Source organism: Dyella sp. M7H15-1, from assembly GCF_004114615.1.
GTDB lineage: Bacteria > Pseudomonadota > Gammaproteobacteria > Xanthomonadales > Rhodanobacteraceae > Dyella_B.
Genome location: NZ_CP035300.1, coordinates 1040433 through 1063418, shown reverse-complemented (window position 1 = coordinate 1063418; position 22986 = coordinate 1040433). Strand labels below are relative to the sequence as shown.

At 58.4% G+C, this 22986-nt stretch carries 20 protein-coding genes and 2 pseudogenes; 16 read left to right on the top strand and 6 right to left on the bottom strand.

The genetic code is table 11. The features are described from left to right. Positions 1-81: 81 nt before the first annotated feature. The gene (locus EO087_RS05095) at positions 82-939 is read right to left on the bottom strand and encodes a transporter (protein ID WP_164931772.1); all 858 of its coding nucleotides are present in this window, start codon (positions 937-939) and stop codon (positions 82-84) included. 351 nt (positions 940-1290) lie between these two features. On the opposite strand from EO087_RS05095, the gene EO087_RS16210 reads away from it, so the two are divergent. The 4 genes and pseudogenes from EO087_RS16210 to EO087_RS05080 all read left to right on the top strand — a co-directional run bounded on the left by EO087_RS16210 (position 1291) and on the right by EO087_RS05080 (position 4182). Beyond that, complete coding sequence (locus EO087_RS16210; protein ID WP_164931771.1) at positions 1291-1449, top strand: hypothetical protein; 159 nt, start codon at positions 1291-1293, stop codon at positions 1447-1449. A 198-nt stretch (positions 1450-1647) separates the two neighbouring features. Next, positions 1648-2376 (top strand): hypothetical protein, encoded by a 729-nt coding sequence (locus EO087_RS05090; RefSeq protein ID WP_128897921.1) that lies wholly within the window; start codon positions 1648-1650, stop codon positions 2374-2376. 284 nt (positions 2377-2660) lie between these two features. Continuing rightward, positions 2661-3384, top strand: a pseudogene (locus tag EO087_RS05085) (IS5 family transposase). Between the two features lie 291 nt (positions 3385-3675). Continuing rightward, a complete protein-coding gene (locus tag EO087_RS05080) occupies positions 3676-4182 on the top strand; it encodes an NUDIX hydrolase (RefSeq protein ID WP_240669177.1) in 507 nt (168 codons plus the stop codon). Here the strand turns inward: EO087_RS05080 and EO087_RS05075 are convergent. Both EO087_RS05075 and typA read right to left on the bottom strand, forming a co-directional pair. Then, entirely contained in the window at positions 4179-4700 is a 522-nt protein-coding gene (locus tag EO087_RS05075; RefSeq protein ID WP_128897919.1) for a 3-hydroxyanthranilate 3,4-dioxygenase, read from the bottom strand. The genes EO087_RS05080 and EO087_RS05075 overlap by 4 nt on opposite strands. Before the next feature lie 200 nt (positions 4701-4900). Next, positions 4901-6733, bottom strand: coding sequence for a translational GTPase TypA (typA, locus tag EO087_RS05070; RefSeq protein ID WP_128897918.1), 1833 nt, complete (start codon positions 6731-6733; stop codon positions 4901-4903). 192 nt (positions 6734-6925) lie between these two features. Between typA and EO087_RS05065 the strand changes: the two genes are divergently transcribed. Then, positions 6926-8674, top strand: a complete 1749-nt coding sequence (locus tag EO087_RS05065) for a 3-hydroxybutyrate oligomer hydrolase family protein (protein WP_128897917.1) — start codon at positions 6926-6928, stop codon at positions 8672-8674. A gap of 163 nt (positions 8675-8837) precedes the next feature. Beyond that, complete coding sequence (locus EO087_RS05060; RefSeq protein WP_128897916.1) at positions 8838-9377, top strand: peptidylprolyl isomerase; 540 nt, start codon at positions 8838-8840, stop codon at positions 9375-9377. On the opposite strand, the pseudogene EO087_RS05055 reads toward EO087_RS05060, so the two are convergent. Continuing rightward, positions 9354-10239 (bottom strand): annotated as a pseudogene (locus EO087_RS05055) (PhzF family phenazine biosynthesis protein). The gene EO087_RS05060 and the pseudogene EO087_RS05055 overlap by 24 nt on opposite strands. A gap of 108 nt (positions 10240-10347) precedes the next feature. Between EO087_RS05055 and EO087_RS05050 the strand changes: the two are divergent. From EO087_RS05050 to pncB, 5 genes are all read left to right on the top strand, one after another. Beyond that, the gene (locus EO087_RS05050; RefSeq protein ID WP_128897915.1) at positions 10348-10956 is read left to right on the top strand and encodes a rhomboid family intramembrane serine protease; all 609 of its coding nucleotides are present in this window, start codon (positions 10348-10350) and stop codon (positions 10954-10956) included. 78 nt (positions 10957-11034) lie between these two features. Continuing rightward, positions 11035-11772, top strand: coding sequence for a hypothetical protein (locus EO087_RS05045; protein WP_128897914.1), 738 nt, complete (start codon positions 11035-11037; stop codon positions 11770-11772). 140 nt (positions 11773-11912) lie between these two features. Continuing rightward, on the top strand, positions 11913-12278 hold the full coding sequence (locus EO087_RS05040; RefSeq protein ID WP_128897913.1) for a hypothetical protein: 366 nt from the start codon (positions 11913-11915) through the stop codon (positions 12276-12278). 47 nt (positions 12279-12325) lie between these two features. Further along, positions 12326-13435 carry an aminopeptidase gene (locus EO087_RS05035; protein ID WP_128897912.1) on the top strand — a complete coding sequence of 370 codons (1110 nt, stop codon included), beginning with the start codon at positions 12326-12328 and terminating at the stop codon, positions 13433-13435. Between the two features lie 383 nt (positions 13436-13818). After that, positions 13819-15018 (top strand): nicotinate phosphoribosyltransferase, encoded by a 1200-nt coding sequence (gene pncB / locus EO087_RS05030; protein WP_128897911.1) that lies wholly within the window; start codon positions 13819-13821, stop codon positions 15016-15018. 80 nt (positions 15019-15098) lie between these two features. Here pncB and EO087_RS05025 read toward each other — a convergent pair whose 3' ends face one another. Continuing rightward, positions 15099-15893, bottom strand: coding sequence for a MetQ/NlpA family ABC transporter substrate-binding protein (locus EO087_RS05025; protein WP_128897910.1), 795 nt, complete (start codon positions 15891-15893; stop codon positions 15099-15101). A gap of 145 nt (positions 15894-16038) precedes the next feature. Further along, positions 16039-17184: a glycoside hydrolase family 18 protein gene (locus EO087_RS05020; RefSeq protein WP_240669132.1), complete on the bottom strand. Its 1146-nt coding sequence runs from the start codon at positions 17182-17184 to the stop codon at positions 16039-16041. A gap of 81 nt (positions 17185-17265) precedes the next feature. Between EO087_RS05020 and EO087_RS05015 the strand changes: the two genes are divergently transcribed. The 5 genes from EO087_RS05015 (at position 17266) to EO087_RS04995 (ending at position 22971) form a co-directional block, all read left to right on the top strand. After that, positions 17266-17466, top strand: a complete 201-nt coding sequence (locus tag EO087_RS05015; RefSeq protein WP_128897908.1) for an oxidoreductase-like domain-containing protein — start codon at positions 17266-17268, stop codon at positions 17464-17466. A 143-nt stretch (positions 17467-17609) separates the two neighbouring features. After that, positions 17610-19613 carry an oligopeptide transporter, OPT family gene (locus EO087_RS05010; protein ID WP_128897907.1) on the top strand — a complete coding sequence of 668 codons (2004 nt, stop codon included), beginning with the start codon at positions 17610-17612 and terminating at the stop codon, positions 19611-19613. 19 nt (positions 19614-19632) lie between these two features. After that, positions 19633-20697 carry a methyltransferase gene (locus EO087_RS05005; protein WP_128897906.1) on the top strand — a complete coding sequence of 355 codons (1065 nt, stop codon included), beginning with the start codon at positions 19633-19635 and terminating at the stop codon, positions 20695-20697. After that, the gene (locus EO087_RS05000; RefSeq protein ID WP_128897905.1) at positions 20694-21434 is read left to right on the top strand and encodes a pseudouridine synthase; all 741 of its coding nucleotides are present in this window, start codon (positions 20694-20696) and stop codon (positions 21432-21434) included. Before EO087_RS05005 ends, EO087_RS05000 begins: the two co-directional genes overlap by 4 nt. Beyond that, on the top strand, positions 21406-22971 hold the full coding sequence (locus tag EO087_RS04995; protein ID WP_205744440.1) for a YdiU family protein: 1566 nt from the start codon (positions 21406-21408) through the stop codon (positions 22969-22971). Before EO087_RS05000 ends, EO087_RS04995 begins: the two co-directional genes overlap by 29 nt. The last annotated feature ends 15 nt before the right edge of the window (positions 22972-22986 follow it).

The following is a 22986-nucleotide window of genomic DNA, read 5'->3' as shown; positions in this document are numbered from 1 at the left end:
ATCCAGCCATCTTTTGTGATGGCCTCGATTTTGTATGAAGCCCGATAGCGGTTGCGTGGGCAAGTGTTTTCCCTTGCGCGTTTAGAACACCATGTTGAACGCGGCCATTGGCGTGATGAAGGAGTCGTTGTTGCGACCGGCAAAGCTAAATTGCACGCCACCGATCAGGCCGAAGCGATCATTGAAGTTGTATTCGACCGCCGGTGCCAGACTGTAAACGTGGCGTGACGGATTGTGGTTGTCGATGAATGTGATTGCATCGCCGCTGCCCGAACTTCCTTTCAGGACGGACGATCCTGCACGGTCGTAGGCCAGGTCCATCGCCAGCACCCACTGCGGATTGATGCTGTATTCGACGGACGTGGAAATGCCAAACGAGCTGCCCAGGCGCGCACTGCCGCGAAAATCCTGCGGTGCGCCGGAGTAGTACGCATTGGCGCCCTTCACATCGATGCGGCTGGGAGCAAGGCTGTAGGAAGCTGTGGCACGGAAACGCAGCGGGCGTCCATTCGGCAGCCACATATATTGCTGCGCCAACAGCGAGAACGTGTCGATATGCGCACCATTGCCGAGCGCGTCGAGAGGATTTTCATTGAGCTGATCGTACTTGCCGGTTGGGAAGCGATGCGAATAGCTCACCGAAACGGCAGGCCCCTTGTTGCCTTCGCCCGGTGCCAGCAGCAGATATTGCGCGCCGATGGTGGTATCGGTGGCACCCCAGCCGCTCGTGCTGGCACCGCCGGACATAGCGTGTGCCGCACCTACGGAAGCTTTCACCTGGAAGCGATTCGTTACGCCGTAGAAGATCGGTACCAAGGTCTGCCATTGGCGCACGCCAGGACGTGACGTCTGTTCGTTGCCCTGGCTGTCATAATACGAGTCGCTTTTGTACTGCATCAGATAAGGTTCGACCACCAGGGTGCCCTGGGGAATCGTCATGGCATTCGATGTCAGCAACGGACCGGTAAAATTGAAAGAGGAATCCGAGGCCATGGCCTGATCGCAAAGCATTGCGGAGGCGAATAGAAATGCAAGAGAGCCAAATTTTCGGTTAGAGCGTGTCATAGGGCGCGCCTTAATCGTGTTGTGGAGGGGAATGCGTCAACTCGATCGATGCAAGTCGATATGCATGATTCAAGCTAATGATGGCACTAAGAGTGATCTATCGTGCAAATCTCAAAGCGATGGTTACTGTTGTTCTCTGCAGGGTTCGTTTTCAGTGATCTAAAAGATTTATTTAGATTTGACGTAATGATCTCGCCTGTTTGAGGGATGAAAAAGGAGTATGGAGTGAACTTGCGCAATGCGTTGTGCCGCTATGCGGATCAACATGCGGATGATGTGTATGTGGCTGCATGCCTGGCGTTTCTGCCCTGGGGAATGGTCATGGCATTCGATGTCAGCAGCGGACCGGTAAAATTAAAAGAGGAATCCGAGGCCATGGTCTGATCGCAGCCCTCGCCCCATGCTTTCCAGGGCGTGAACGAATACACGGCGGCAGCATATTTCAGGTGTTCCCCTGATGATGGAGCTGTCTCAGTGCAGGGATACTGCTATCAGTGGACCACACCAGAGCTATCTGCCCGGCTGGCATCCGTAGCATCACACCCCATCGTTCACATCACATAACGCCTAACTAGGACCAGTATGGAATCTAAAATTGCATCATCCGTATCTCACGCCACTCAACTTAGCTACGCCTGTTCGGCGGACAAGGTGGCTACCAAGGAATCCATCTCAAAGGATATAGCAGAACATACGGATAAGCTCTTGCATACCGCTAAGAGTGCATTGGTTTATGCAGCCGCCGAATCAAATTTGGACAGCAAGAACCATGAGTCTATAAATAATGCGCTGAACGATTTCAGAGAGGCCGCGCTTGAAGTCACTAACGCAGTCATTAATCCAACATCCAGTAGCAATGCCAGCAATGCCTGTGATGCCCGTCAAGCACTCAAAGCTCTAATCAACAAGCTGAAGCCATTGGTGCAAGCGGTCTGCAAGGGTTTCCTACCCCAGAGTCCTGCTCGGGCCAGCCAGGTACTCAGAGCCGTTGCAGCGATAGCAACTATGCACGTTGTTTCGGCCACTGCAACAACACGAAGTGCTAAAGGTGTGAATGCCGTTTGGTCCCCGCTGAAGGAGTCATTAGAGCCACATACCCTTGGGTCGATCGAGGCAATCACTAATATCGAAAACGCTCATAGTCTCCGCGACAACACGGGAACGTCGTTTTATTTCTTTGGGAAATTCCTAAATCCGATAGAGGACGTAATGGATCTGGCCAAAAAGGTGGAGAAGCTCCCTGGCGCAAACGGCCTAGCGCCGAGCCCCTCCGAGCAACCCCTTATCTTGCCCTTCCACGAAGAATTTTAAGCGATCCCCGACTGCGGAAGTGAATAAAAATGCAAGAGAGCCGAGTTTTCGGTTAGAGCGTGTCATAGCATTCGATTACACACATCCGAAACATTTGATGGGTAAGCCCGTCTCCCTCTGGGAGAGGGTGCCGATAGGCAGGTGAGTGTCCGGGCGAAGCGAGCGATTCAGTTCTCTTACAAGTCGATATGCATGATTCAAGCTAGCTAATGATGGCCCTAAGGATGCTCTGATTTATTCCACGTTTCTGGCATGCTACCGCCATCGCCTTAGTTAGCCACGCCATGAAGCAAACCACGTTCGCCTCACTGAGCTACAGCACCAAAAAGCGGCAGACACGCCGAGAGAAGTTTCTGTCGCAGATGGATCAGGTGGTGCCATGGAAAACGCTGGAGAAAGTGATTGAACCGCACTACCCGCGTGAAGGTCGCCGTGGTCGTCCACCGATACCGCTTGGCACGATGCTACGCATTCACTTCCTGCAGCAAGGAACGTGATCCAGAGATGCACCAGACGCGCAAGGGTCAGCAGTGGCATTTTGGCATGAAGGCGCACATTGGCGTGGACATGCAATCGGGTTTGGTGCACACGGTGACGTGCACAGCAGCGAACGAGGCCGACATCAACGAGGCCGGCAAACTGCTGCATGGCAAGGAAGAGATGGCGTTTGCCGATGCGGGTTACACCGGCGTAGAGAAGCGCGAGGACGTGAAGGACAGGGACGTAGAGTGGCAGGTCGCGGCCAAGCGCGGCACGGTGACTGGGTTGCCGGAAGGCAAGCTCAAGAAAGCGACCAAGTGGTTGGAATACCTCAAGGCGGCGATTCGCTCAAAGGTCGAGCACCCTTTCCGTATAGTGAAGCGGCAGTTTGGCTAGGTGAAGGTTCGCTACCGGGGACTAGCGAAGAACACCGCCCAAGTGAAGACACTGTTTGCGCTGTCGAATCTGTGGATGGCGCGACACAAGCTTATGGCGATGACAGGGAAGGTGCGTCCGGTGGTTGGGTAATAAGGGGTAAAGACCCCTGCATGGGGCATTTTTTAGCCCATTCTGTCGAAAATAAGGCAATTTTCGTTAAAAATTCACTCACTTGTTTGATAGTGGACGTTTAGACGTCTGAACACTAATTGTTCAGAGCATTCCTAAGAGCAATTTATCGTACAAGTCTCAAGGCTATGGTTGCTACTGTTTTATGCAGGGTTCGTTTTCAATGATCTAAAAGATTTATTTAGAATTGACATGATGATCTTGCGTGCTTGAATGATGAGAAGGGAGTATGGGGTGAACTTGCGCAATGCGTTGTGCCGCTATGCGGATCAATATGCTGGCGAGGTGCATGTCGCGGCGTGCCTGGCGTTTCTGGATGAGGCTGCACGCCCTTTTGATCGCGAGCAGTTGGATGGCCATTTCACCGGATCGGCGTGGCTGGTCAGTGCGGATGGTGAGAAAGTGTTGCTTACGCATCATTGCAAGCTGAAACGATGGTTGCAATTGGGTGGCCATGCGGATGGCGACAGTGATCTTGCGGCGGTGGCTTTGCGTGAAGCGCATGAAGAATCGGGGCTGATGCATCTGCGCGTTGAACCCGAGATCTTCGATGTCGACAGGCATTGGATTCCGGAGCGCAAGAGCGAGCCGGGGCATTGGCATCATGATGTTCGTTACGTGATATGGGCGACGGTGGATGACGCATTCGTGGTCAGTGATGAGTCGCTTGAGTTGGCGTGGGTATCGATTCATCAGCTTGTCGATGTGGAGAATGAATCCTTGCGTCGCATGGCGCGTAAATGGATGACGCGTAGCTAACCGTAACGCGCGGGTGCGGAATTCAGATAGCCGCAGGCGCTGCAAGTGCGCTTGTCATGCGAGGCATAGAAGCGATCGAACACTGGCGGGAAGTCGGTTTCGATGTTTTGCAGCACGAAATATTCTTCATAAAGCTTGTGATTACACTTCTCGCAGAACCACAGGAGGCCGTCTTTTTCGTGGGCAAGGCGGCGGCGCTCGATCACCATGCCGATGGAGTTGGGCATGCGCTGTGGCGAGTGCGGAACGCGTGGCGGTAGATAGAAAATTTCTCCAGCGCGGATCGGAATGTCGCGGGCCTCGCCATCATCCTGTACTTTCAGGATCATCTCGCCTTCGATCTGGTAGAAAAACTCTGGGCCTTCATCGTGGTGATAATCCGTACGCGCATTCGGGCCACCGACGATCATGATGATGAAGTCCCCGTCGACGATGCACTTGTTGCCCACCGGCGGCTTGAGCAAATGGCGGTGCTCGTCAATCCAGCGCTGAAGATCGAAGGGGGGCAGCAGGGACATGCGGCAGATCCTACGGGTAAGATTGCCACGATAACCTCGATCCGGCGCTAGTGGGAAGATACCGCGTTAGTCAGCGCGCAGGTATTTCTTGGTGCGCCCGGCAGGGCGCACCTGCTAGCTCGACTTTGAGGTTCGTGCGCAGTCGAGGTCAGAAATAGAAAGGCCACCTTGCGGCGGCCTTTCGTTATCTCACACAATCATCAGCCTGCGCTTCGCGATGCTTTCTTGCGGTCGCTCTCCGTCAAATACTTCTTGCGCAGACGAATTTCCTTCGGCGTGACTTCGACCAATTCGTCATCGTCGATGAAATCCAGTGCCTGCTCCAGCGAGAATTTGGTGGCGGGTGTCAATTGGATCGCATCGTCCTTGCCTGAGGCGCGCATGTTGGTCAGCGGCTTGGGTTTGATTGCGTTGACGGTGAGGTCGTTGTCCTTGGCGTGGATGCCGACCAACTGGCCTTCATACACGTTGTCACCTTCGGCGGCGAACAGTTTGCCGCGTTCCTGCAGGGGCCCCAGCGAGTAGGCCGGGGTGGTGCCGCCGGCGTTGGCGATCATCACGCCGTTGAGGCGCTTGGCGATCTGGCCTTCTTCCTTCGGGCCGTAATGATCGAACACGTGGAACAGCAGGCCCGAACCCTGGGTGAGGGTCTTGAACTGGTTCTGGAAGCCGATCAGGCCACGTGCGGGAATCATGTATTCCAGGCGCACACGGCCCTTGCCGTCCGGTTCCATGTTCTTGAGCTGGCCCTTGCGCACGCCGAGACGCTCCATCACTGGACCCTGGTGATTTTCTTCCACGTCAACCACCAATTGCTCGATCGGCTCCATCTTCTGGCCGTCGATCTCCTTGATGATCACTTCCGGACGCGACACGGCCAGTTCATAGCCTTCGCGGCGCATGTTTTCGATCAGCACCGACAGGTGCAGTTCGCCGCGGCCTGAGACCAGGAATTTATCGGCGTCGGAACCTTGCTCAACTTTCAGTGCCACGTTGTGCACCTGTTCGCGGTCGAGGCGGTCCTTGAGCTGGCGGCTGGTGAGGAACTTGCCTCCGGAGAGATCTTTGTTGCCGGCGAATGGCGAGTTGTTCACCTGGAAGGTCATGCTGATGGTCGGCTCGTCGACGGTCAGTGCCGGCAGCGCTTCTGGGGTGTCCAACGCGCAGACGGTGTCGGAGATGGTCAGTTCTTGGATACCGGAGATGGCGACGATATCGCCCGCTTCGGCGCTGTCCTGTTCGATGCGCTCAAGACCGAGGAAACCCAGCACCTGCAGCACCTTGCCCTGACGCTTCTTGCCGTGACGGTCGATCACCACCACCGGCATGTTCTTTTTCAGCGTGCCGCGCTGGATGCGGCCGATGCCGATGACGCCAACGAAGTTGTTGTAATCGAGCTGGCTGATGCGCATCTGGAACGGTCCGGTGGGATCGACTTCCGGTTTCGGCGCGTGGTCCATGATGGCCTGGTACAGCGGAATCATGTCGCCTTCGCGGGCATCCTGGTCGAGTGAGGCGTAGCCGTTCAGCGCGGAGGCGTAGACGATCGGGAAGTCCATCTGCTCCGGCGTGGCGCCGAGGCGGTCGAACAGATCCCACACTTGCTCGACCACCCATTCCGGACGTGCGCCCGGGCGATCGATCTTATTGACCACCACGATCGGCTTGAAGCCCATCGCGAAGGCTTTCTGAGTCACGAAGCGGGTCTGCGGCATCGGGCCATCCATCGCATCGACCAGGATCAGCACGGTGTCCACCATCGACAACACGCGCTCCACCTCGCCGCCAAAGTCGGCGTGGCCTGGGGTGTCGACGATGTTGATGCGGTTTTCACGCCAGGTGATCGCGGTGTTCTTGGCCAGGATGGTGATGCCGCGTTCCTTTTCCTGGTCGTTGCTGTCCATCACGCGTTCGGCCAGCACGGTGCGTTCGGACAAGGTGCCCGACTGCTTCAGGAGCTGGTCGACGAGGGTGGTCTTGCCATGGTCGACGTGGGCGACGATGGCGATATTGCGCAGGTTTTCGATGGACATGGGAGTGGGCTTGGGTCGGCCGTAGGGCCGCCGCGCAGGTTTCGGTAAGGGTTAACCTGCGAATTATACGGGGTTATGTGACAGCTTGCTTGATGTGGTTAAACAGGTAGATACCTAAGCTGAGATCTGGGGATCATCGCCATACGGGCCTGGGTTGCCGGCATGGTGCGGGCGTCTTCGACGGAGCTTTTAATGCAAGAGATCGAATTTGTGCAGGGCGAGGTGTGCGTCACCACGCATCGCGATAAGGATGACCTGCTTAGTGCCGGGCTCGGCCTGGCCGGCCTGAAAGGAGCGCTGTCGCCTTTTGCAGACCCGCAACACCCCACCGTGCAGGAATTGCGCCGGCGTGCGATCCAAGCGGGCTGGAAGGGCATTGCCGATCTTGGCCCGCTGGGTGGCTATGGCACGGTCTATGGCGGCGTTTCCGCGGTACCTGGCCGCGAATATCAGGCGTTCGCCAGGAATCCGGGTGCGCGTGCGCCGCATCGCGTGCTGGTGCAGGTGCCCGACAACTTCGACAAGACCCATCGTTGCCTGGTGGTCACGGCTTCGTCCGGTTCGCGCGGTATCTACGGCGCGATGGCGCTGGCGGGTGCGTGGGGCCTGCCGCATGGCTGTGCGGTGGCCTATACCGACAAGGGCGCCGGTTCCGGTTATTTCGATTTTTCTGACGACAGCGGCGTCGCGCTCGATGGCCAGCGCGCGAAGCGTGGCACCGCCTTGCTCGAATTCGAGCCGGCGACGCAGCAAGGCCAAGGCATTGCCGTCAAGCATGCGCATTCGGGCGATAACCCGGAAGCCAATTGGGGCTGGCACGTATTGCAGGCAGCGCAATTTGGCCTGGCGATGCTGAGCCGCGCCTTTCCGGACCAGGCGCCGTTTACAGCGCAGAACACGAAGATCATTGCGACCGGTTTGTCGAACGGTGGCGGCGCGGTGCTGCAGGCGGCTGGCCTGGATGACACACACCTGCTCGCTGGCGTGGTGGCGCTGGAACCCAATGTGCACACGTCGGGACATGGGCGCGCTTTGTACGACTACATGAGCGAAGCGGCTTTGTGGTTGCCTTGTGCCCTGGTCGACGAACGTTTTGCCGCCACGCCGTTCGCACGTGATGCACACGGCGCTGCGCATGCGGCCTGGGTAACGCGTTGCGCAAGCCTGCATGCACAAGGCTTGCTGAAAGCGACCACGCTCGACGCGCAAGCCAAGGAAGCGTATGAACATTTGTGTGGCACCGGATGGACCGATCAGGCGATGGCCGCAGCGGCTTTATCCACTGCGCTGGATCTGTGGCGGGTGATCGGTGCCGCCTACGCTTGTGCCTATTTGCGCCGCGGTGCGGACAACATGCCCTGCGGCTATCACTACGAAGCGCTTGTCGATGGCAAGCCTGGCGTGGCCGACGACGCTACCCGCGCAAGCTGGTGGGCGGATGCATCGGGCATTCCGCCGGGCAACGGCGTCGGCTTGTTTGGGGGCACGGACAGCAGCGCTGATCCGCAACTCACGGGCATCACTGGTTTGCGAAGCTTGTGGACGGACGATGATGCTGATTCCCGTGCGTTGCATACGTCGGTTCAGGCACTGTCTGCGCGTTTGCCACGCAAGGATTTGCCGATGTGGGTATTGCATGGTGCGGATGACGGCCTTTTGCCGACAGCCTTCACTTCCGAGCCCTATGTCGCCTGGCTGCGCGCAGAAGGACGCACACCGCTGTATTGGAAAGTGCCACACGCGCAACACTTCGACGCCTTCCTGGCCTTGCCGGGTTTTGGCGACAGGCATCTGCCATTGTTGCCATATGGCTATGTAGCGCTGGATCGCTTGTGGGCACATCTGTTCCAGGGACAGCCTTGGCCGGCTGAGTTGTCGGCACCCGCAGCGGGTACGGCGCGCGGTGAGGGGGCGCTGCGGAAGAGCATGCTCGGCCTGTAGCTTGGGGTGAAAACCCCAATATGGCGCAATAACCAGACATGGCGATGTTGGGGTTTGCATCCTAACCGGTGCAGTTTGTTACAACCGGCCCCCACTGGCGTTATCCTTGCGGATTGTTGCCCAGCCGGGCGCCCGTACTCCGTAAGCACTGCAAGGAATACTCATGGCCATCCATGTCACGTTCACCACCAACCGCGGCCCCATCCATCTGCGCCTGCACGACGACAAGACGCCGGTGACGGTGGCCAATTTCGTCAATCTGGCGCGTCGCGGTTATTACGATGGTTTGTCGTTCCACCGCGTGATCGCTGACTTCATGATCCAGGGCGGCTGCCCCGAAGGCAGTGGCCGCGGTGGGCCGGGCTACCGTTTCGAGGATGAATTCGATGCCTCGTTGCGCCATGACAAGTCGGGCATCCTATCCATGGCCAATGCCGGTCCGCGCACCAATGGCAGCCAGTTTTTCATCACCCATGGCCCCACGCCATGGTTGGACGACAAGCACAGTGTGTTCGGCGAAGTGCTTAGCGCCGACGATCAGAAAGTGGTCGACGCCATCGAGCAGGGCGACAAGATCGAGAAGGTCATCGTGGAAGGCGACGTGGATGCGTTGCTGGAGACCCAGGCCGAGCGCGTGAAGGAGTGGAACACGGTGCTTGACCAGCTTCCTGGTCATCGTTCATCCAGCGCCATGCCAATATAGCGTGCCATCAATCACTGTATGGGTCAGTCCGCCGATCCAGATGCCGCCATCCACGCGGTGCGCAATGAGCAGCGCATCATGACCCATCTCGCGTCCCTGGCTGACGGAATAGCCACGCGCGAGTGGGCCATCCGGCTCAGCTTGCAGCAAATAGGCAGCGATCAAACCATTGGCGGCACCGGAGGCGGGATCTTCGACAATGCCCACACCGGAAGGAAATGCACGCACGACCAGTTGATAGTCAGGGTGATGGCTGCGGGCAAAAGCACACAACCCCATACTGCCGCAGGCGCTTGGCAAGCGCGCCGATGGCGCTGTGGTCTGGCTTCCATGCACGCAGACTTGCCTCATCCGCGCACTCGGCCAGCCACCAGCGGCGGCCGCCGTCAACCAGCGCGGGCGGCAGCTTGCCAAGGTCGATGCTATCGAGGGTGGCGGCGAGCAGGGGATGGGCATGCAGGCCGGTTTTCACGACGCGAGCCTCGGGCGATTGCAACAACAGCCTGCGCCGTGGGCCGCTGCCTTCCACGCGGATGGGCAGTACACCGGCGCCGCATTCTTGCCATAGCAAGTCATCTTTCGGTACGGCTAGTCCGCACTCGAGCGCTGCATGGGCGCTGCCCACACTGGGATGTCCAGCAAAGGCGATTTCCTTCCGCGGCGTGAAAATCCGTACCTTGTAGCTGGCCTTGGGATGGTCGGGTGGCAGCAGGAAAGTAGTTTCCACCAGGTCTGTCCAGCGCGCGTAGCGTTGCATCTGCGCATCGCTCCAGCCGGTGGCATCAATCACAACCCCAAGGTGATTGCCACCGCCGGGGCTCGCGGCGAAGACATCCAAATGCATGTAGCGGATCGGTTTCATACGGCGGGAAATGGCACGGACTTGACATAATCGTGCATTTTAGCCGTCGACAACGCAGCCCGCGAACGTCAAGATGCTCCCATTCCAAAACTTTGTCTGATTCGTCACATGCCGATTACCTTGTTGATCATTCTTGCTGCTACCTGCATCGTCTCGTTCATGGCGTTCAATAACCGCCGTCTGATCGACGATCTGATCCTGTGGCCGCCTGCCATCGAGCGGAAGAAGGAGTATTACCGGCTGGTGACCTATGGCTTGATCCATGCCGACGGCATGCACCTGCTATTCAACATGCTCACCCTGTATTTCTTCGGGCGCGCGATGGAGCCGTTCTACAACCAGGTGCTGGGTGCATTTGGTTTTGGCCTGTTCTATTTGGGTGGGTTGATTGTTTCGATACTGCCGACGTATTTGAAGAACCGACACAATGCCAACTATCACAGCCTGGGCGCTTCCGGCGCTGTTTCCGCGGTGCTATTCGGCTTTGTGATGCTGGCGCCGTGGTCGCGCATCCTGGTGTTCTTCATTCCGATGCCGGCAATCATTTATGCCGTGCTTTACGTGGGCTATTCGATCTACATGGATCAGCGCGGAGGCGACAACATTAATCACAGTGCCCACTTGTGGGGCGCCGCGTATGGCGTGGTATTTACGGTGGTGATGAGTCCGGCGGTTTTGCCGCATTTTCTGGGCGCTTTGTCGCAGCCGGGCATGTGATTTCCGGCACTTGCTCATGGCGCATACATCATGATGATGTCATTGTTTGGTCACTGCTCACCGTCGGAGTACGCACGCATGGCAACGACCCGCAAGTCTGCCGCGAAGAAGTCCGTGGCTCGCAAGGCATTCAAAGGCTTGAGTGCGAGCAAGAAGAAGGGGGCTCCGAAACCGACCGTTACGCGCAAAAAAGCTATTAAGAAAACCGCGGCCAGCAAAAAGGCTGCGAAGAAAGTTGTACCAAAGACGGTGAAAAAGACGGTGGCCAGCAAGAAAGCGGTCAGCAAGAAAGCCGTAAGCAAGGTTGTAAAGAAAACCTCCTCACCCAAGGTATCTCCGACATCGGTTCGCCAGAATCCGGCGAAGAAGGCACCCGCGAAAAAGATCGCTGGTGGTAAGACGGCGGCGGTGAAGAAAACGGCCGGTAAGGCAACCCAAGGCCCCGTCATGCCATCGGTCGCAGTCAAGCCAGCCCCGGCTGCATCGCCAATAGCCGCGAAGCCTGTATCGAAGAAAGTCGAGCCGAAGAAGCTGAAGCCTGCAAAAGTGACCGTTCCTCCGCCCGTCGAGACGGGTGACGCGACTTCCTCCGCGCCTCATATCAGTCCGGAGGAAGCCGTTGCCCATATTCAGGCGTTGCTGCTGCAAGCCAAGCAGGAACGCGTCAGACAGGGGCCGGTCTGGCCAGGCGCTACATCGGTGCCGAATGCCGATAACGGCCACTCGAATAACCAACATGACAACCATTCCGGTGATACTGCGCCCAGCCATGTGATACATGCGCATGGCGATCAGGGCAAAAACGGCAAAAGCTGATCGAAACAGACATGCCCGTTTGGTATGTCCGCGTGTGCCAGCTTTGAGTGAAATAGAAGCCGGCCTTATCTTTCCCGCTCAGGGCTTATTTAGCCGTACAGGACTAACGTAGCTTGCGTGGATTGCATCGAGCTCCCGCCATGAAACACTCAATCAAGCGCCTGCTTGCCGCGCTGACACTGGCAACGCTGATGGTTCTTCTGTCCGGCTGCTATATCGCCCCCGGTTACGGCTACGTGCAAGGTAACGGCGTAGTGGGGGACACCTACTATGGGACGGCCCCCACTGTCGTCTACAACTATCCCTACTACGGGTACGGGTACGGTTATTACCCGTATGGTTATTGGGGCGGTTATTACGGCTGCTGCTGGGGTGGTGGTTACTACGGACGCGGGCGTTATTGGAGCGGCCGTGGCGGCTGGTATGGTCATGGAGGTGGTTCCCGCGGCCATGGCAGAAACAGCGGGCATGGCAGTTCGGGAGGCGGTCATTGGGGTGGCCACTGAGTTCTGCGGCTGAACACGGCTAAAGAGTCTTACGTAAGAATACGGGGATGAATCGACCACACATTCTTATTCCCGGCATCAGACTGATTTCCTCCATCTGGGTAGTGGCCGTGATGAGTGCCTGTGCCGATCTTCGTTACTACGCACACGTTACGCACGGTGAAAGTGCTTTGTTGTTGCAGCGGCGTTCGGTGAAGAAAGTGATTGCTGATCCGGCTACGGATCCCAAACGAGCTACACGTTTACGGCTCTCTCAGCAGGCACGGCAATTTGCCTCCCAACACTTGGACCTGCCGCGCAACCGCAGCTACACCTATTACGTTGAACTGCATCGCCCGTACGTGGTGTGGAATGTGTACGCCACGCCGCGTTTTTCAGTAGATGCGGTGCTGCAATGCTTTCCGATTGCCGGATGTGTGGCGTATCGCGGATGGTTCAATGCGGAAAAAGCCAAGGCCAGCGCCGGAAAGCTCAAGACGCAAGGCAACGATGTCTACGTGGGAGGCGTTCCGGCGTACTCCACACTAGGCTGGTTCGCCGATCCCATCCTCAGCAGCATGATGCACTGGGACAATGACGAACTGGTCGGCACCATCTTCCATGAACTCGCGCACCAGTTGATCTACGTGAAAGGTGACACGGCTTTCAACGAAAGCTACGCCATGTTCGTGGAAAATCAGGGGTTGAAAGAGTGGCACCGCTCACGCGGTGAGCCGGAAGGCGATGGTCACGATCAAGCGATGGAAGATGGCTTTACCCAGTTGGTGCTCGATTTGCGCGATCGCCTGAAAAAGCGCTACGCCAGCGGCGAAGATGCACAAGCCATGGCTGCGGACAAGCAGCGCGAGATCGCCGATTTCCGTGCACGCTATGCAGCCTGGCGAGACCAGCATTGGCCTGACGATCATCGCTATGACGATTGGGTCGCGCAGCCAATCAATAACGCCACTTTGTTGCCATTCGGTCTTTACGATCAATGGGTGCAGGTGTTTGCCATGCTGTTCAAACAGGCTGATGGTCAGTGGCCTGATTTCTACGCACGCGTGCGCGCGCTGGCAAAAGAACCCAAGGCCAAGCGGGAAAATACCTTGCGGGGACTACTGGGATCAGCGGCGTGTAGGGGCAGGATGAAACACAAAGCTAACAAGCTCAGGTAGCGACGTAGCATGCTAATTTCCTTGAACGACAAGTACTTAGAAACGGTGCGGATGAAGCCGTCTGGTTGAGACATGGGTGGGTTATCGAAAGCTGAACCGATTCCACTTCGACCTTGAACTTCATTCGCAACGGCCACACTAAGTAGTCGTATCGCCGTGAGGCGACGAGCGGATAGCACAGAGCATCGTGAGATCCAGGGGTCGGTTCCCGTTTTACCCTCCCCCAGGGAACGCGACCTAACAAACCCCGGCGGTTATTCCCCTGGCTGCCGGGGTTTTATCTTTTCTGGCAACGACTTCGGCAGGATAATTGACCCACGCCGCGCTTTAGCGCAGTGGTTCCATGCTTCGGCATGTCCTTTCCACCGACATGGAAACGATCCATGATCGTTAGTTCGCTGCTCGATACCGACCTCTACAAATTCTCCATGATGCAGGTGGTTCTGCATCAATACCCTGCTGCGCACGTGGAGTATCGCTTCAAGTGCCGTAATCCCGGTGTGAACCTGGTGCCCCATGTCGATGAGATTCGCCAGGAGCTGCATGCATTATGCAGCTTGCGTTTCACCGAGGAGGAGCTGGACTACCTGCGTAGCTGGGGCTTCATCAAGAGTGACTTCGTCGACTTCCTGGTGTTGTTCCAGCTCAATGCCAAGTATGTGGATATCTCGCCATCGTCACGGGGCAATGGCGAGATCGAGATTTGCATCCGTGGGCCGTGGCTGCACACGATTTTGTTTGAAGTGCCGTTACTGGCGATCGTCAACGAAGTCTACTTTCGCAATACCTATCCGAACCTGGACTTGGCCGAAGGCCGTCGTCGCTTGCAGGAAAAAATTTCCCTACTACGCGATACGCCCGGCTATGTTGAATGCCACATTGCCGACTATGGCACTCGCCGGCGATTCTCTCGTCAATGGCATCGGGAGGTGGCGACCACCTTGCACGAAGGGCTGGGTGCGCAACTGACCGGCACCAGCAACGTGTGGCTGGCCTGGCAGCTGGGTTTGCGTCCGCTGGGCACACTCGCGCATGAATATCTACAGGCCCACCAGGCGTTGGGGCCGCGTCTGCGTGATTCGCAAGTGGCGGCACTGGAAGCCTGGGCGAAGGAATACCGCGGCGATCTGGGCATCGCGCTTTCGGACGTTTACGGGCTCGCCGCCTTCCTGCGCGATTTCGACATGTACTTCTGCAAACTTTTCGACGGCACGCGGCACGATTCGGGTGATCCGTTTGCCTGGGGCGAACGCGTGCTGGCGCACTACCAGGCCAATCGCGTCGACCCGCGCAGCAAGGTCCTGGTGTTCAGCGATGGCCTTGATATTCCCAAGGTGATGAAGCTGTACGAACACTTCCACGGGCGCTGTCAACTTGCCTTTGGCGTAGGCACCAACCTCACTAACGACGTGGGACCAACACCGTTGAATATCGTGATCAAGATGGTTCGATGCAACGGGCAGCCGGTGGCCAAGCTTAGCGATTCACCCGGCAAGAACATGTGCGAGGACGATGCGTATGTCGCCTATTTGCGACAGGTGTTCGATATTCCGGGCCCGGCTGAGGCGGAGTCGGTGGCTTGATAGGCGGGAATGGGGGCGAGAATCGGGAATGCCTAAGAGCATGGCGTGCGTTGCTCTTGCGATTCCCGATTCCCGGCTCCTTAGAACGCAGGCAACACCGCTCCATGATATTTCTGTTCGATAAACGCCTTCACCTGCGGACTGGTAAGCGCCTGCGCCAGCTTCTGCACCCGAGGATCGGTCTGGTTGTCCGGGCGGCCGACCAGGTAATTCACATAAGGTGAATTCTTGTCCTCGATCAGCAGCGCATCTTTGGTTGGGTTGAGGCCGGCGGCCAGGGCGTAGTTGGTGTTGATCATCGCTAAATCCATTTCATCCAGCGTGCGTGGCAGCATCGCGGCTTCCAGTTCCTTGAACTTGAGGTTCTTGGGATTGGCAGTGATGTCTTTGAGCGTGGCCAGTTCGCTATTCGGGTCCTTCAACGTGATCAGGCCATTCTTGGCGAGCAGCAGCAAGGCGCGGCTATTGTTGCTGGGATCGTTCGGAATGGCCACCGTGGCGCCATCGGGCAACTGGTCGATTGACTTGATCTTGTGCGAATACGCACCAAAGGGTTCGATGTGCACGCCGGTAATGATCACCAGGTGGGTGCCGCGCTCACGATTGAACGCATCCAGGTATGGTTTGGTCTGGAAATAGTTCACATCGATATTCTTTTCTGCCACCTGTGTATTGGGCTGCACGTAGTCGGCGAACACCCTGATGTCGAGGTTCACGCCTTCCTTCGCGAGGATCGGCTTGACCTCTTTGAGGATCTCCGCGTGTGGTACCGCGGTGGCGGCCACGGTGAGTGTCTGGCGGTTCGAGTCGCCAGAGCCGGAGGAGCAGCCGGCCAGGATCAACAAGGCGGCGAGTAGAGCCATCAGCTTTTTCATCGGATTTTCATCCTCGTGCGGCGAATCAGAATAGCCGTCCATACGGCTGGATGCAAAGTGGTCATGCGGTGACGTTCAGCGAAATCTCTAAAAATCCTGAGTGGGCGCTCCGGGGCTTAGCGGCAATGGCACTAGTGCCATTGGACTAATGCAACCCCTTCCACATATCGCCCAGCAACTCATCACTCGGATCAGCCGTCTGCTCCCAATACATGATCCCGCCCAGATGCTGTGCTTTGATATAAGCCGTCTTCGCGGCAATCGACTGCGGATCGTCGTAGGTGATGAAGTGGTGGGTCTGCGCATTCCATAGCCACGGCGCCTGTGCATCAGCATCCCAATAGCGCACGAAACCCTGTTTGTTGAGATAGTCCTGCTTCAGTTCCGGCCAATTGTGTCCGCCCTGGTAATGGCCATAGGTCTGGTAGAGGCCGTTGTGGTCGGGTTTCACATCGGCAAACTCGCGGCCGTAGAGTGCGGCACCGATCAATAGTTTGCCGGGTGCGACACCTGCGGCCAGGAACTGTTGCACGGCGCGATCCGTCGTGCGTCCATCGCCTTTGATAAGCGCCGACGGATGCAGGCCAGTGTGATGGCCGGTAGTGGGCGTCATGGCGTTGACGAAGTCATACGTCATCAGATTGAACGTATCCAGGTACGGATTGATGGCGGCGATGTCGATGTCGTCGACGAAGGGGCCATCGGCAATCGCTACGCTGAGTGTGTAGTGATGGGCGCCGGCGCGATCGTTTTCGGCCCCGACGCGATCAAGGCTGGCGCGGATCGCTTTCAGCAGCAGGGTGTAGTCGGTTTTGTCCAGTGGGCTCGACTTGATGCCGGATTCGTGATGGCCGGGATACTCCCAATCCACATCCAGGCCATCGGCATGCTGGGCAGCCACCAGTTGCGCGGCGCTGTCGGCAAACTGCCGGCGCCCGGCTTCGGTGCTGGCCGCTTCGGAAAATCCACCCACGCTCCAGCCGCCCACGCAGATATCCACCTTGAGTTTCGGATTGATCTTTTTCAGCGCGAGCAGGTCATGCAGGTTCTTCAGATCCTGGTCGGCAATCACCACTTTGCCATCTTGCGGATGGGCAAAAGCGAAGATCAGCGTGTCGATCTTGTTGGCATCTTTGGTTTGCACCGGATTCCAGCCGTTGGCGTAGCCGACGATGCGGTAAGGCGAGGGGGTGGTCTGTGCCATAGCCACGCCGCCAGCCGCAAGCAGCGACAAAGGCAGCAGCAAGCTGGCGATCCATGACGGGTGACAGCAGAAAGAAAACTGACGCATTGAGTGCTCCCGGGGACGACTCTCAAACGTGAGGTGGTGGTATCGGGCTACCATGTGGGTGACGTCAAGTTTTGTTTGCCCATGAACGACGACCTGCCTGTTCCCGACGATAAAGATTTACGCGACGATCCGCCACCGACGCCGCCTGTTGAGCCTGATCCGGGCGACTGCTGCGGTAATGGTTGCGATCCATGCATCTTCGATGACTACGAGGAAGCGCGACAGCATTACCGTGAATTGCTGGCAGCGTGGCGTGCGCGTCATCCGAGTGTAGAGCCTTGAGCTTTGTGGCCCTGGACATGGCGTTGCCTTAATGTGAAAAGGCGCCGACGGAGGGCGCCTACACTCATCCGGGCATACGTAAGTCAACACCCATCCAGCGATCCACGCTATCTTGTTGGCTGGACAGTTTGGGGAGACCGCCCGTGAATGCAATACCTGGACCCGGCACCGCGCCGCGCGCCGAACTCACTATCCGTGGCCTGATCATAGGCGTGGTGATCACCCTGGTGTTCACCGCAGCCAATGTGTTCTTCGGCCTGAAGGCCGGCCTGACCTTCGCCACGTCGATTCCGGCGGCGGTGATCTCGATGGCCATTCTGCGCGCGATGAAAGGCGCGACGATCCAAGAAAACAACATTGTGCAGACGGTGGCTTCGGCTGCGGGCACGCTGTCGTCGATCATCTTCGTGTTGCCTGGCCTGATCATGGTGGGTTGGTGGAGCGGCTTCCCATTCTGGATTTCCTTCGGCATCTGTGCCGCGGGCGGCATCCTGGGCGTGATGTACACCATCCCGCTGCGTCGCGCGCTGGTCACCGATTCCGATCTCCCCTATCCGGAAGGCGTGGCCTGCGCGGAGGTGCTGAAGGTCGGCTCGGGCGAGCACGCTGGCGAAGCCTCTCAGTCGGCGTCGGTCGAAGGCGGCACCAGTGGCCTGATGGCGGTGGTTGTCGGCTCGATCGTATCGGCGGTGTTCTACATCATCGTGGAGACCAAGGTCTTCGCCAGCGACGTGGCACAGTACTTCCGTATTGGCGATCGCGGCGCGGCTAGTGGTTATGATTTCAGCCTGTCTTTTGCGCTGTTCGCGGTGGGGCACTTGGTCGGCCTGTCGGTGGGTATTGCCATGCTGGTCGGCGCGCTGATCGGCTGGGGTTGGGCGGTGCCGCACTTCACCCTGTTGCATCCGGGTACTGGCAGTGTGTCCGATATCGCGCAGGGCGCCTGGAGCCACTACGTGCGTTTTGTGGGTGCAGGCACCATTGGCGTGGCGGCTATCTGGACGCTGGTCAAGCTGGTCAAGCCGGTGGTGAGTGGCCTTACGTCGGCCATGGCTGCTTCGCGTGTGCGCAAGGCCGGCAAGGGCGACACGCTGCCGCGCACCGAACAGGACATGCCGATTGGCATCGTTGGCCTGATCGTGCTGATTTGCATGTTGCCGATCGCCTGGCTGCTGGGTGATTTCAGTGTCACCAGCGGGCTGGGTTCGCATACGGCGCTGCTGGTGATCGGTGGGGTGCTGTTTGTGCTGATTCTCAGCTTCCTGGTGTCGACGGTGTGCGGTTACATGGCGGGCCTGATCGGTTCGTCCAACAGCCCGTTGTCGGGCATCGGCATCCTGGTGGTGATCATTGCCGCGCTGTTGCTGCTGGCGGGAGTGAAGTCGGATCTGCCGGCGGATTCGGGCAAGGCCTTGGTGGCCTTCGCGTTGTTCATCACTTCGGTAGTGTTCGCGGTGGCGGCGATTGCCAACAACAACCTGCAAGATCTCAAGACCGGTCAGTTGGTGGATGCTACGCCGTGGCGTCAGCAGGCTGCGTTGGTGATCGGTGTGATTGCCGGTGCTGTTGTAATTCCGCCCGTGCTGGATCTGCTCAACCATGCGTACGGTTTCCTCGGCGCGCCCGGTGTCGATCCTGCGCACGCATTGCCTGCGCCGCAGGCCGGCCTGATTTCGGCGCTAGCGCAGGGCGTGATCCAGAACAACATTGACTGGAGCCTGATCAGCATCGGCGCCGCGATCGGTGTCGGGCTCATCGTGGTCGATGCGATCCTTGGCGCCACGACCAAAGCGGCGCGCCTGCCGCCACTCGCCGTGGGCCTGGGTATCTACCTGCCCACCTCCACCACCCTGATGATCGTGGTCGGTGCCATCGTCGGCTGGTACTTCGACAAACGCGCAGACCGCACGCCGAAGGGTGAAGCCACCAAGCAGCTCGGCGTGTTGCTGGCGTCCGGACTGATCGTGGGCGAAAGCATCATCGGCGTGCTGGTGGCGGCCATCGTGGTGTTCTCCGGCAAACCGGCACCGCTCGCGTTGGTGGGGCACAGCTTCGAGGACGCATCGATCTGGATCGGCGGTGCGACATTTGTCGCGGTGACGTATCTGATGTATCGCTGGATCGGGCGGTTGGGACAGAAGGCTTGATAATGCATTCGTATTGACCATGATCGGTATCCATGCGTCCGTGCCCGATGCGGTGCTGGATGCGCTTTTTCTTCCTTTCACGGACAGTCCGCTACGTTTGCCTGCTGATGGCAACGTGTTGTTCTTGCGCGCGCGCGATGGCTATCGTCTGCGTGAAGTGGCCCGACCGGGCTGGCTGTGCGAGCAAAGCTTCAAGCCTTTTGCCGATGCCTTGACGCACAGTGGATTCACCGTTGGCGAAGCCGCACTGGATGCGCGCTTCAAAGTGGTGATGGTGTTGCCGCCGCGGCAGCGTGAGGAAGCGCGAGCCCTGTTCGCACGCGCGGCCTGGCATGCTGACGGCGGCGGTGTCGTGCTGGTTTGCGTGCCTAATGCGGAAGGCGCGAAATCTGCGCAATCCGACCTGGAAGCCTTGCTTGGCACGGTGAACCATCTTTCCAAGCACAAGTGTCGGGTGTTCTGGGGCCAATCGCAGTTGGCATCGCGCGATGCATCGCTGCTGGAAACGTGGCGGGCGCTGGATCAGCCGAAGACGAATGCCGCGGGTTATCTCAGCCGGCCGGGCCTGTTTGCCTGGGATCGCGTGGATGCCGCCTCCGAGCTGCTTGCCATGCATCTGCCGGATGACTTGCAGGGACAGGTGGCTGACTTCGGCGCCGGTTACGGCTATCTCGCCGCGCAGATCATTGCGCGCTGTCCCCACATCACGGCGCTCGATCTTTACGAGGCCGAGGCGCGTGCGCTTGAGCCGGCGCGGCTCAATGCCGAGCGTGCCATCCGCGAAAGCGGGCGCGAACTGGCGTTTGCAGTGCACTGGCACGACGTGACCGTGGGCATCGGCCGGCGTTACGACGTGATCGTCAGCAACCCGCCATTTCACCAGGGCAGGACGGACTTGCCCGAGCTTGGTCGCGCCTTTATTGCGCGTGCGGCGAATGCGCTGGTCCCGCAGGGGCGGTTATGGCTGGTGGCCAACCGTCACTTGCCGTACGAATCGACCTTGGCCGCGCATTTCGAGCAGGTCCGTAACGTGGTGATGCAGAAGGGTTTCAAAGTGATCGAGGCACGAGGTGTGCGCGGATGAGGTTGGTGAGGCTGATTGCGAATCTCGGCTACGGCAGTCGCAAGGATGTCGCATGGATGTTCCGCGAGGGGCGCGTTACCGATCCGGATGGCGAAGTGCTGTACGCCGACGACAAGGTGGAACATGCGCAGATCTTTATCGATGGCGAACCGCTCGATCCGCCCACTGGCATCCTGCTGATGATGAACAAGCCGCTCGGTGTCACTTGCTCACGCAAGGATCCGGGCCGGGTGGTGTATGACTTGTTGCCGCCACGTTATCGCGCGCGCAATCCTGCGCTGTCTACAGTGGGTCGGCTGGACCGCGACACATCCGGCCTGCTGTTGTTTACCGACGATGGCGCTTTGCTGCATCGGATCATTTCGCCACGCGCCAATCTCGGCAAAGTCTACGAGGCCACCCTGGCGCAGGATTTGCGCGGCGACGAGCAGGCTCTGTTCGCCAGCGGCATGTTGATACTGGAATCGGAAACCACGCCCTTGTTGCCAGCGTCACTGGATGTGCTGGCGCCACGTCATGCACGCTTGCGCATTGCCGAAGGTCGTTATCATCAGGTACGCCGGATGTTTGCCGCCACCGGCAACCATGTTCAGGCGCTGCAGCGCACGGCCATTGGCGGTCTGCAGCTGGATGGCCTGGCGCCGGGCGCGTGGCGGCAGCTTGTGGCCGATGAGATAGCACGCATCTTCGAAAGCACTGAACCTACCCATGTCCTTGACTTCACTGCAATTCGATAACGCCTTTGTGCGCGATCTGCCGGGTGACCCGGATCAAGGTTCCGGCGCGCGGCAAGTGTATGGCGCTGCGTACTCGCGTGTGGACCCCAGTCCCGTGGCAGCGCCGCGCGTTATCGCATGGTCGTGTGACATGGCGGCCATACTGGGTTTGAGCACGGTGGATATCGCCAACCCGCTGTTCGCCCAGGTGTTTGGCGGCAACGGCATGCTGGATGGCATGCAGCCTTGGGCCTCCAACTATGGTGGACACCAGTTCGGTGTTTGGGCCGGGCAGCTTGGCGACGGGCGAGCGATTTCCCTCGGTGAAGTGCTGATCGCGCAAGGCGAGCGGCTGGAGCTGCAGTTGAAAGGGGCGGGCGCGACACCGTATTCGCGCGGTGCGGATGGGCGCGCCGTGCTGCGTTCGTCGATTCGCGAATTTCTCTGCAGCGAAGCCATGCACCACCTGGGCATTCCCACCACGCGTGCTTTGAGTCTGGTGTTGACCGGCGAGTGGGTGGAACGCGACATGTTCTACGACGGGCATCCGCAGCATGAGCCGGGTGCGGTTGTGTGCCGTGTGGCGCCGTCCTTCATCCGCTTCGGACATTTCGAATTGCCCACTTCGCGCGGCGAAATCGCCTTGTTGCGTCAGTTGGTCGACTTCACGATTGGCCGCGATTTTCCCGATTTCAAGGGCAGTGACGAGACCCGCTACGGCGATTGGTTTGCCGACGTTTGCGCGCGTACGGCCCGGATGATCGCGCATTGGATGCGCGTGGGTTTCGTGCATGGCGTAATGAATACCGACAACATGTCGATACTTGGCCTCACCATCGATTACGGCCCCTATGGCTGGATCGACGATTTCGATCCGGACTGGACACCCAACACCACTGACATCATGCGCCGTCGCTACCGCTTCGGCCAGCAACCGAACGTTGCCTGGTGGAACCTGAGCCGACTCGCTTCCGCGCTGGCGCCGTTGTTTGGCGATGTGGCGCCTTTGCAAGCAGGGCTGGATCGCTATGTCGATGCATTCGCGGCACATGCCCGCAACCATATCGCGGCCAAGCTGGGACTGGCCGAATGCCGTGACGATGACGTGACGCGCATGGAAACATTGCAGTCGCTGATGCAGCAGGCGGAAGTGGATATGACCTTGTTCTTCCGCGCATTGAGCGATATCGATACGCAATCGCCGGTGCTGCAACCGCTGCAGCATGCGTTTTACAACGATGCAAAACGCGAAGCTGTGGAGGTTGATTTCCTTCGCTGGCTAAGTGATTACGTCGGGCGCTTGCACGAAGATCCGCTTTCTCCGGAACAGCGTCGTCAGCGGATGCATGTGGCGAATCCTTGTTACGTGTTGCGCAACTATCTCGCGCAAGAGGCGATCGATCGCGCGACCGAGGGCGACTACGAAGGTATCTCTACCCTGCTTGAAGTATTGCGGCACCCCTACGAGGAACAGTCGGGACGCGAGCATTACGCGCAAAAGCGGCCTGAGTGGGCGAAGTCTCGTGCGGGATGCTCCATGCTTTCGTGTAGTTCGTGAGTGTTGCCTTAAATC

What these genes read in the sequence shown, in the direction of transcription:
- EO087_RS05000 (WP_128897905.1), top strand. Translation starts at nt 20,694, where the DNA reads ATGAGGTTGGTGAGGCTGATTGCGAATCTCGGCTACGGCAGTCGCAAG.
- EO087_RS05005 (WP_128897906.1), top strand. Translation starts at nt 19,633, where the DNA reads ATGATCGGTATCCATGCGTCCGTGCCCGATGCGGTGCTGGATGCGCTT.
- EO087_RS05060 (WP_128897916.1), top strand. Translation starts at nt 8,838, where the DNA reads ATGGCCATCCATGTCACGTTCACCACCAACCGCGGCCCCATCCATCTG.
- EO087_RS05040 (WP_128897913.1), top strand. Translation starts at nt 11,913, where the DNA reads ATGAAACACTCAATCAAGCGCCTGCTTGCCGCGCTGACACTGGCAACG.
- EO087_RS05095 (WP_164931772.1), bottom strand. Translation starts at nt 939, where the DNA reads ATGACGATTCCCCAGGGCACCCTGGTGGTCGAACCTTATCTGATGCAG.
- EO087_RS05075 (WP_128897919.1), bottom strand. Translation starts at nt 4,700, where the DNA reads ATGTCCCTGCTGCCCCCCTTCGATCTTCAGCGCTGGATTGACGAGCAC.
- EO087_RS05025 (WP_128897910.1), bottom strand. Translation starts at nt 15,893, where the DNA reads ATGAAAAAGCTGATGGCTCTACTCGCCGCCTTGTTGATCCTGGCCGGC.
- EO087_RS05065 (WP_128897917.1), top strand. Translation starts at nt 6,926, where the DNA reads ATGCAAGAGATCGAATTTGTGCAGGGCGAGGTGTGCGTCACCACGCAT.
- EO087_RS05015 (WP_128897908.1), top strand. Translation starts at nt 17,266, where the DNA reads ATGAACGACGACCTGCCTGTTCCCGACGATAAAGATTTACGCGACGAT.
- EO087_RS05090 (WP_128897921.1), top strand. Translation starts at nt 1,648, where the DNA reads ATGGAATCTAAAATTGCATCATCCGTATCTCACGCCACTCAACTTAGC.
- pncB (WP_128897911.1), top strand. Translation starts at nt 13,819, where the DNA reads ATGATCGTTAGTTCGCTGCTCGATACCGACCTCTACAAATTCTCCATG.
- EO087_RS05035 (WP_128897912.1), top strand. Translation starts at nt 12,326, where the DNA reads ATGAATCGACCACACATTCTTATTCCCGGCATCAGACTGATTTCCTCC.
- EO087_RS05050 (WP_128897915.1), top strand. Translation starts at nt 10,348, where the DNA reads ATGCCGATTACCTTGTTGATCATTCTTGCTGCTACCTGCATCGTCTCG.
- typA (WP_128897918.1), bottom strand. Translation starts at nt 6,733, where the DNA reads ATGTCCATCGAAAACCTGCGCAATATCGCCATCGTCGCCCACGTCGAC.
- EO087_RS04995 (WP_205744440.1), top strand. Translation starts at nt 21,406, where the DNA reads ATGTCCTTGACTTCACTGCAATTCGATAACGCCTTTGTGCGCGATCTG.
- EO087_RS05045 (WP_128897914.1), top strand. Translation starts at nt 11,035, where the DNA reads ATGGCAACGACCCGCAAGTCTGCCGCGAAGAAGTCCGTGGCTCGCAAG.
- EO087_RS05020 (WP_240669132.1), bottom strand. Translation starts at nt 17,184, where the DNA reads ATGCGTCAGTTTTCTTTCTGCTGTCACCCGTCATGGATCGCCAGCTTG.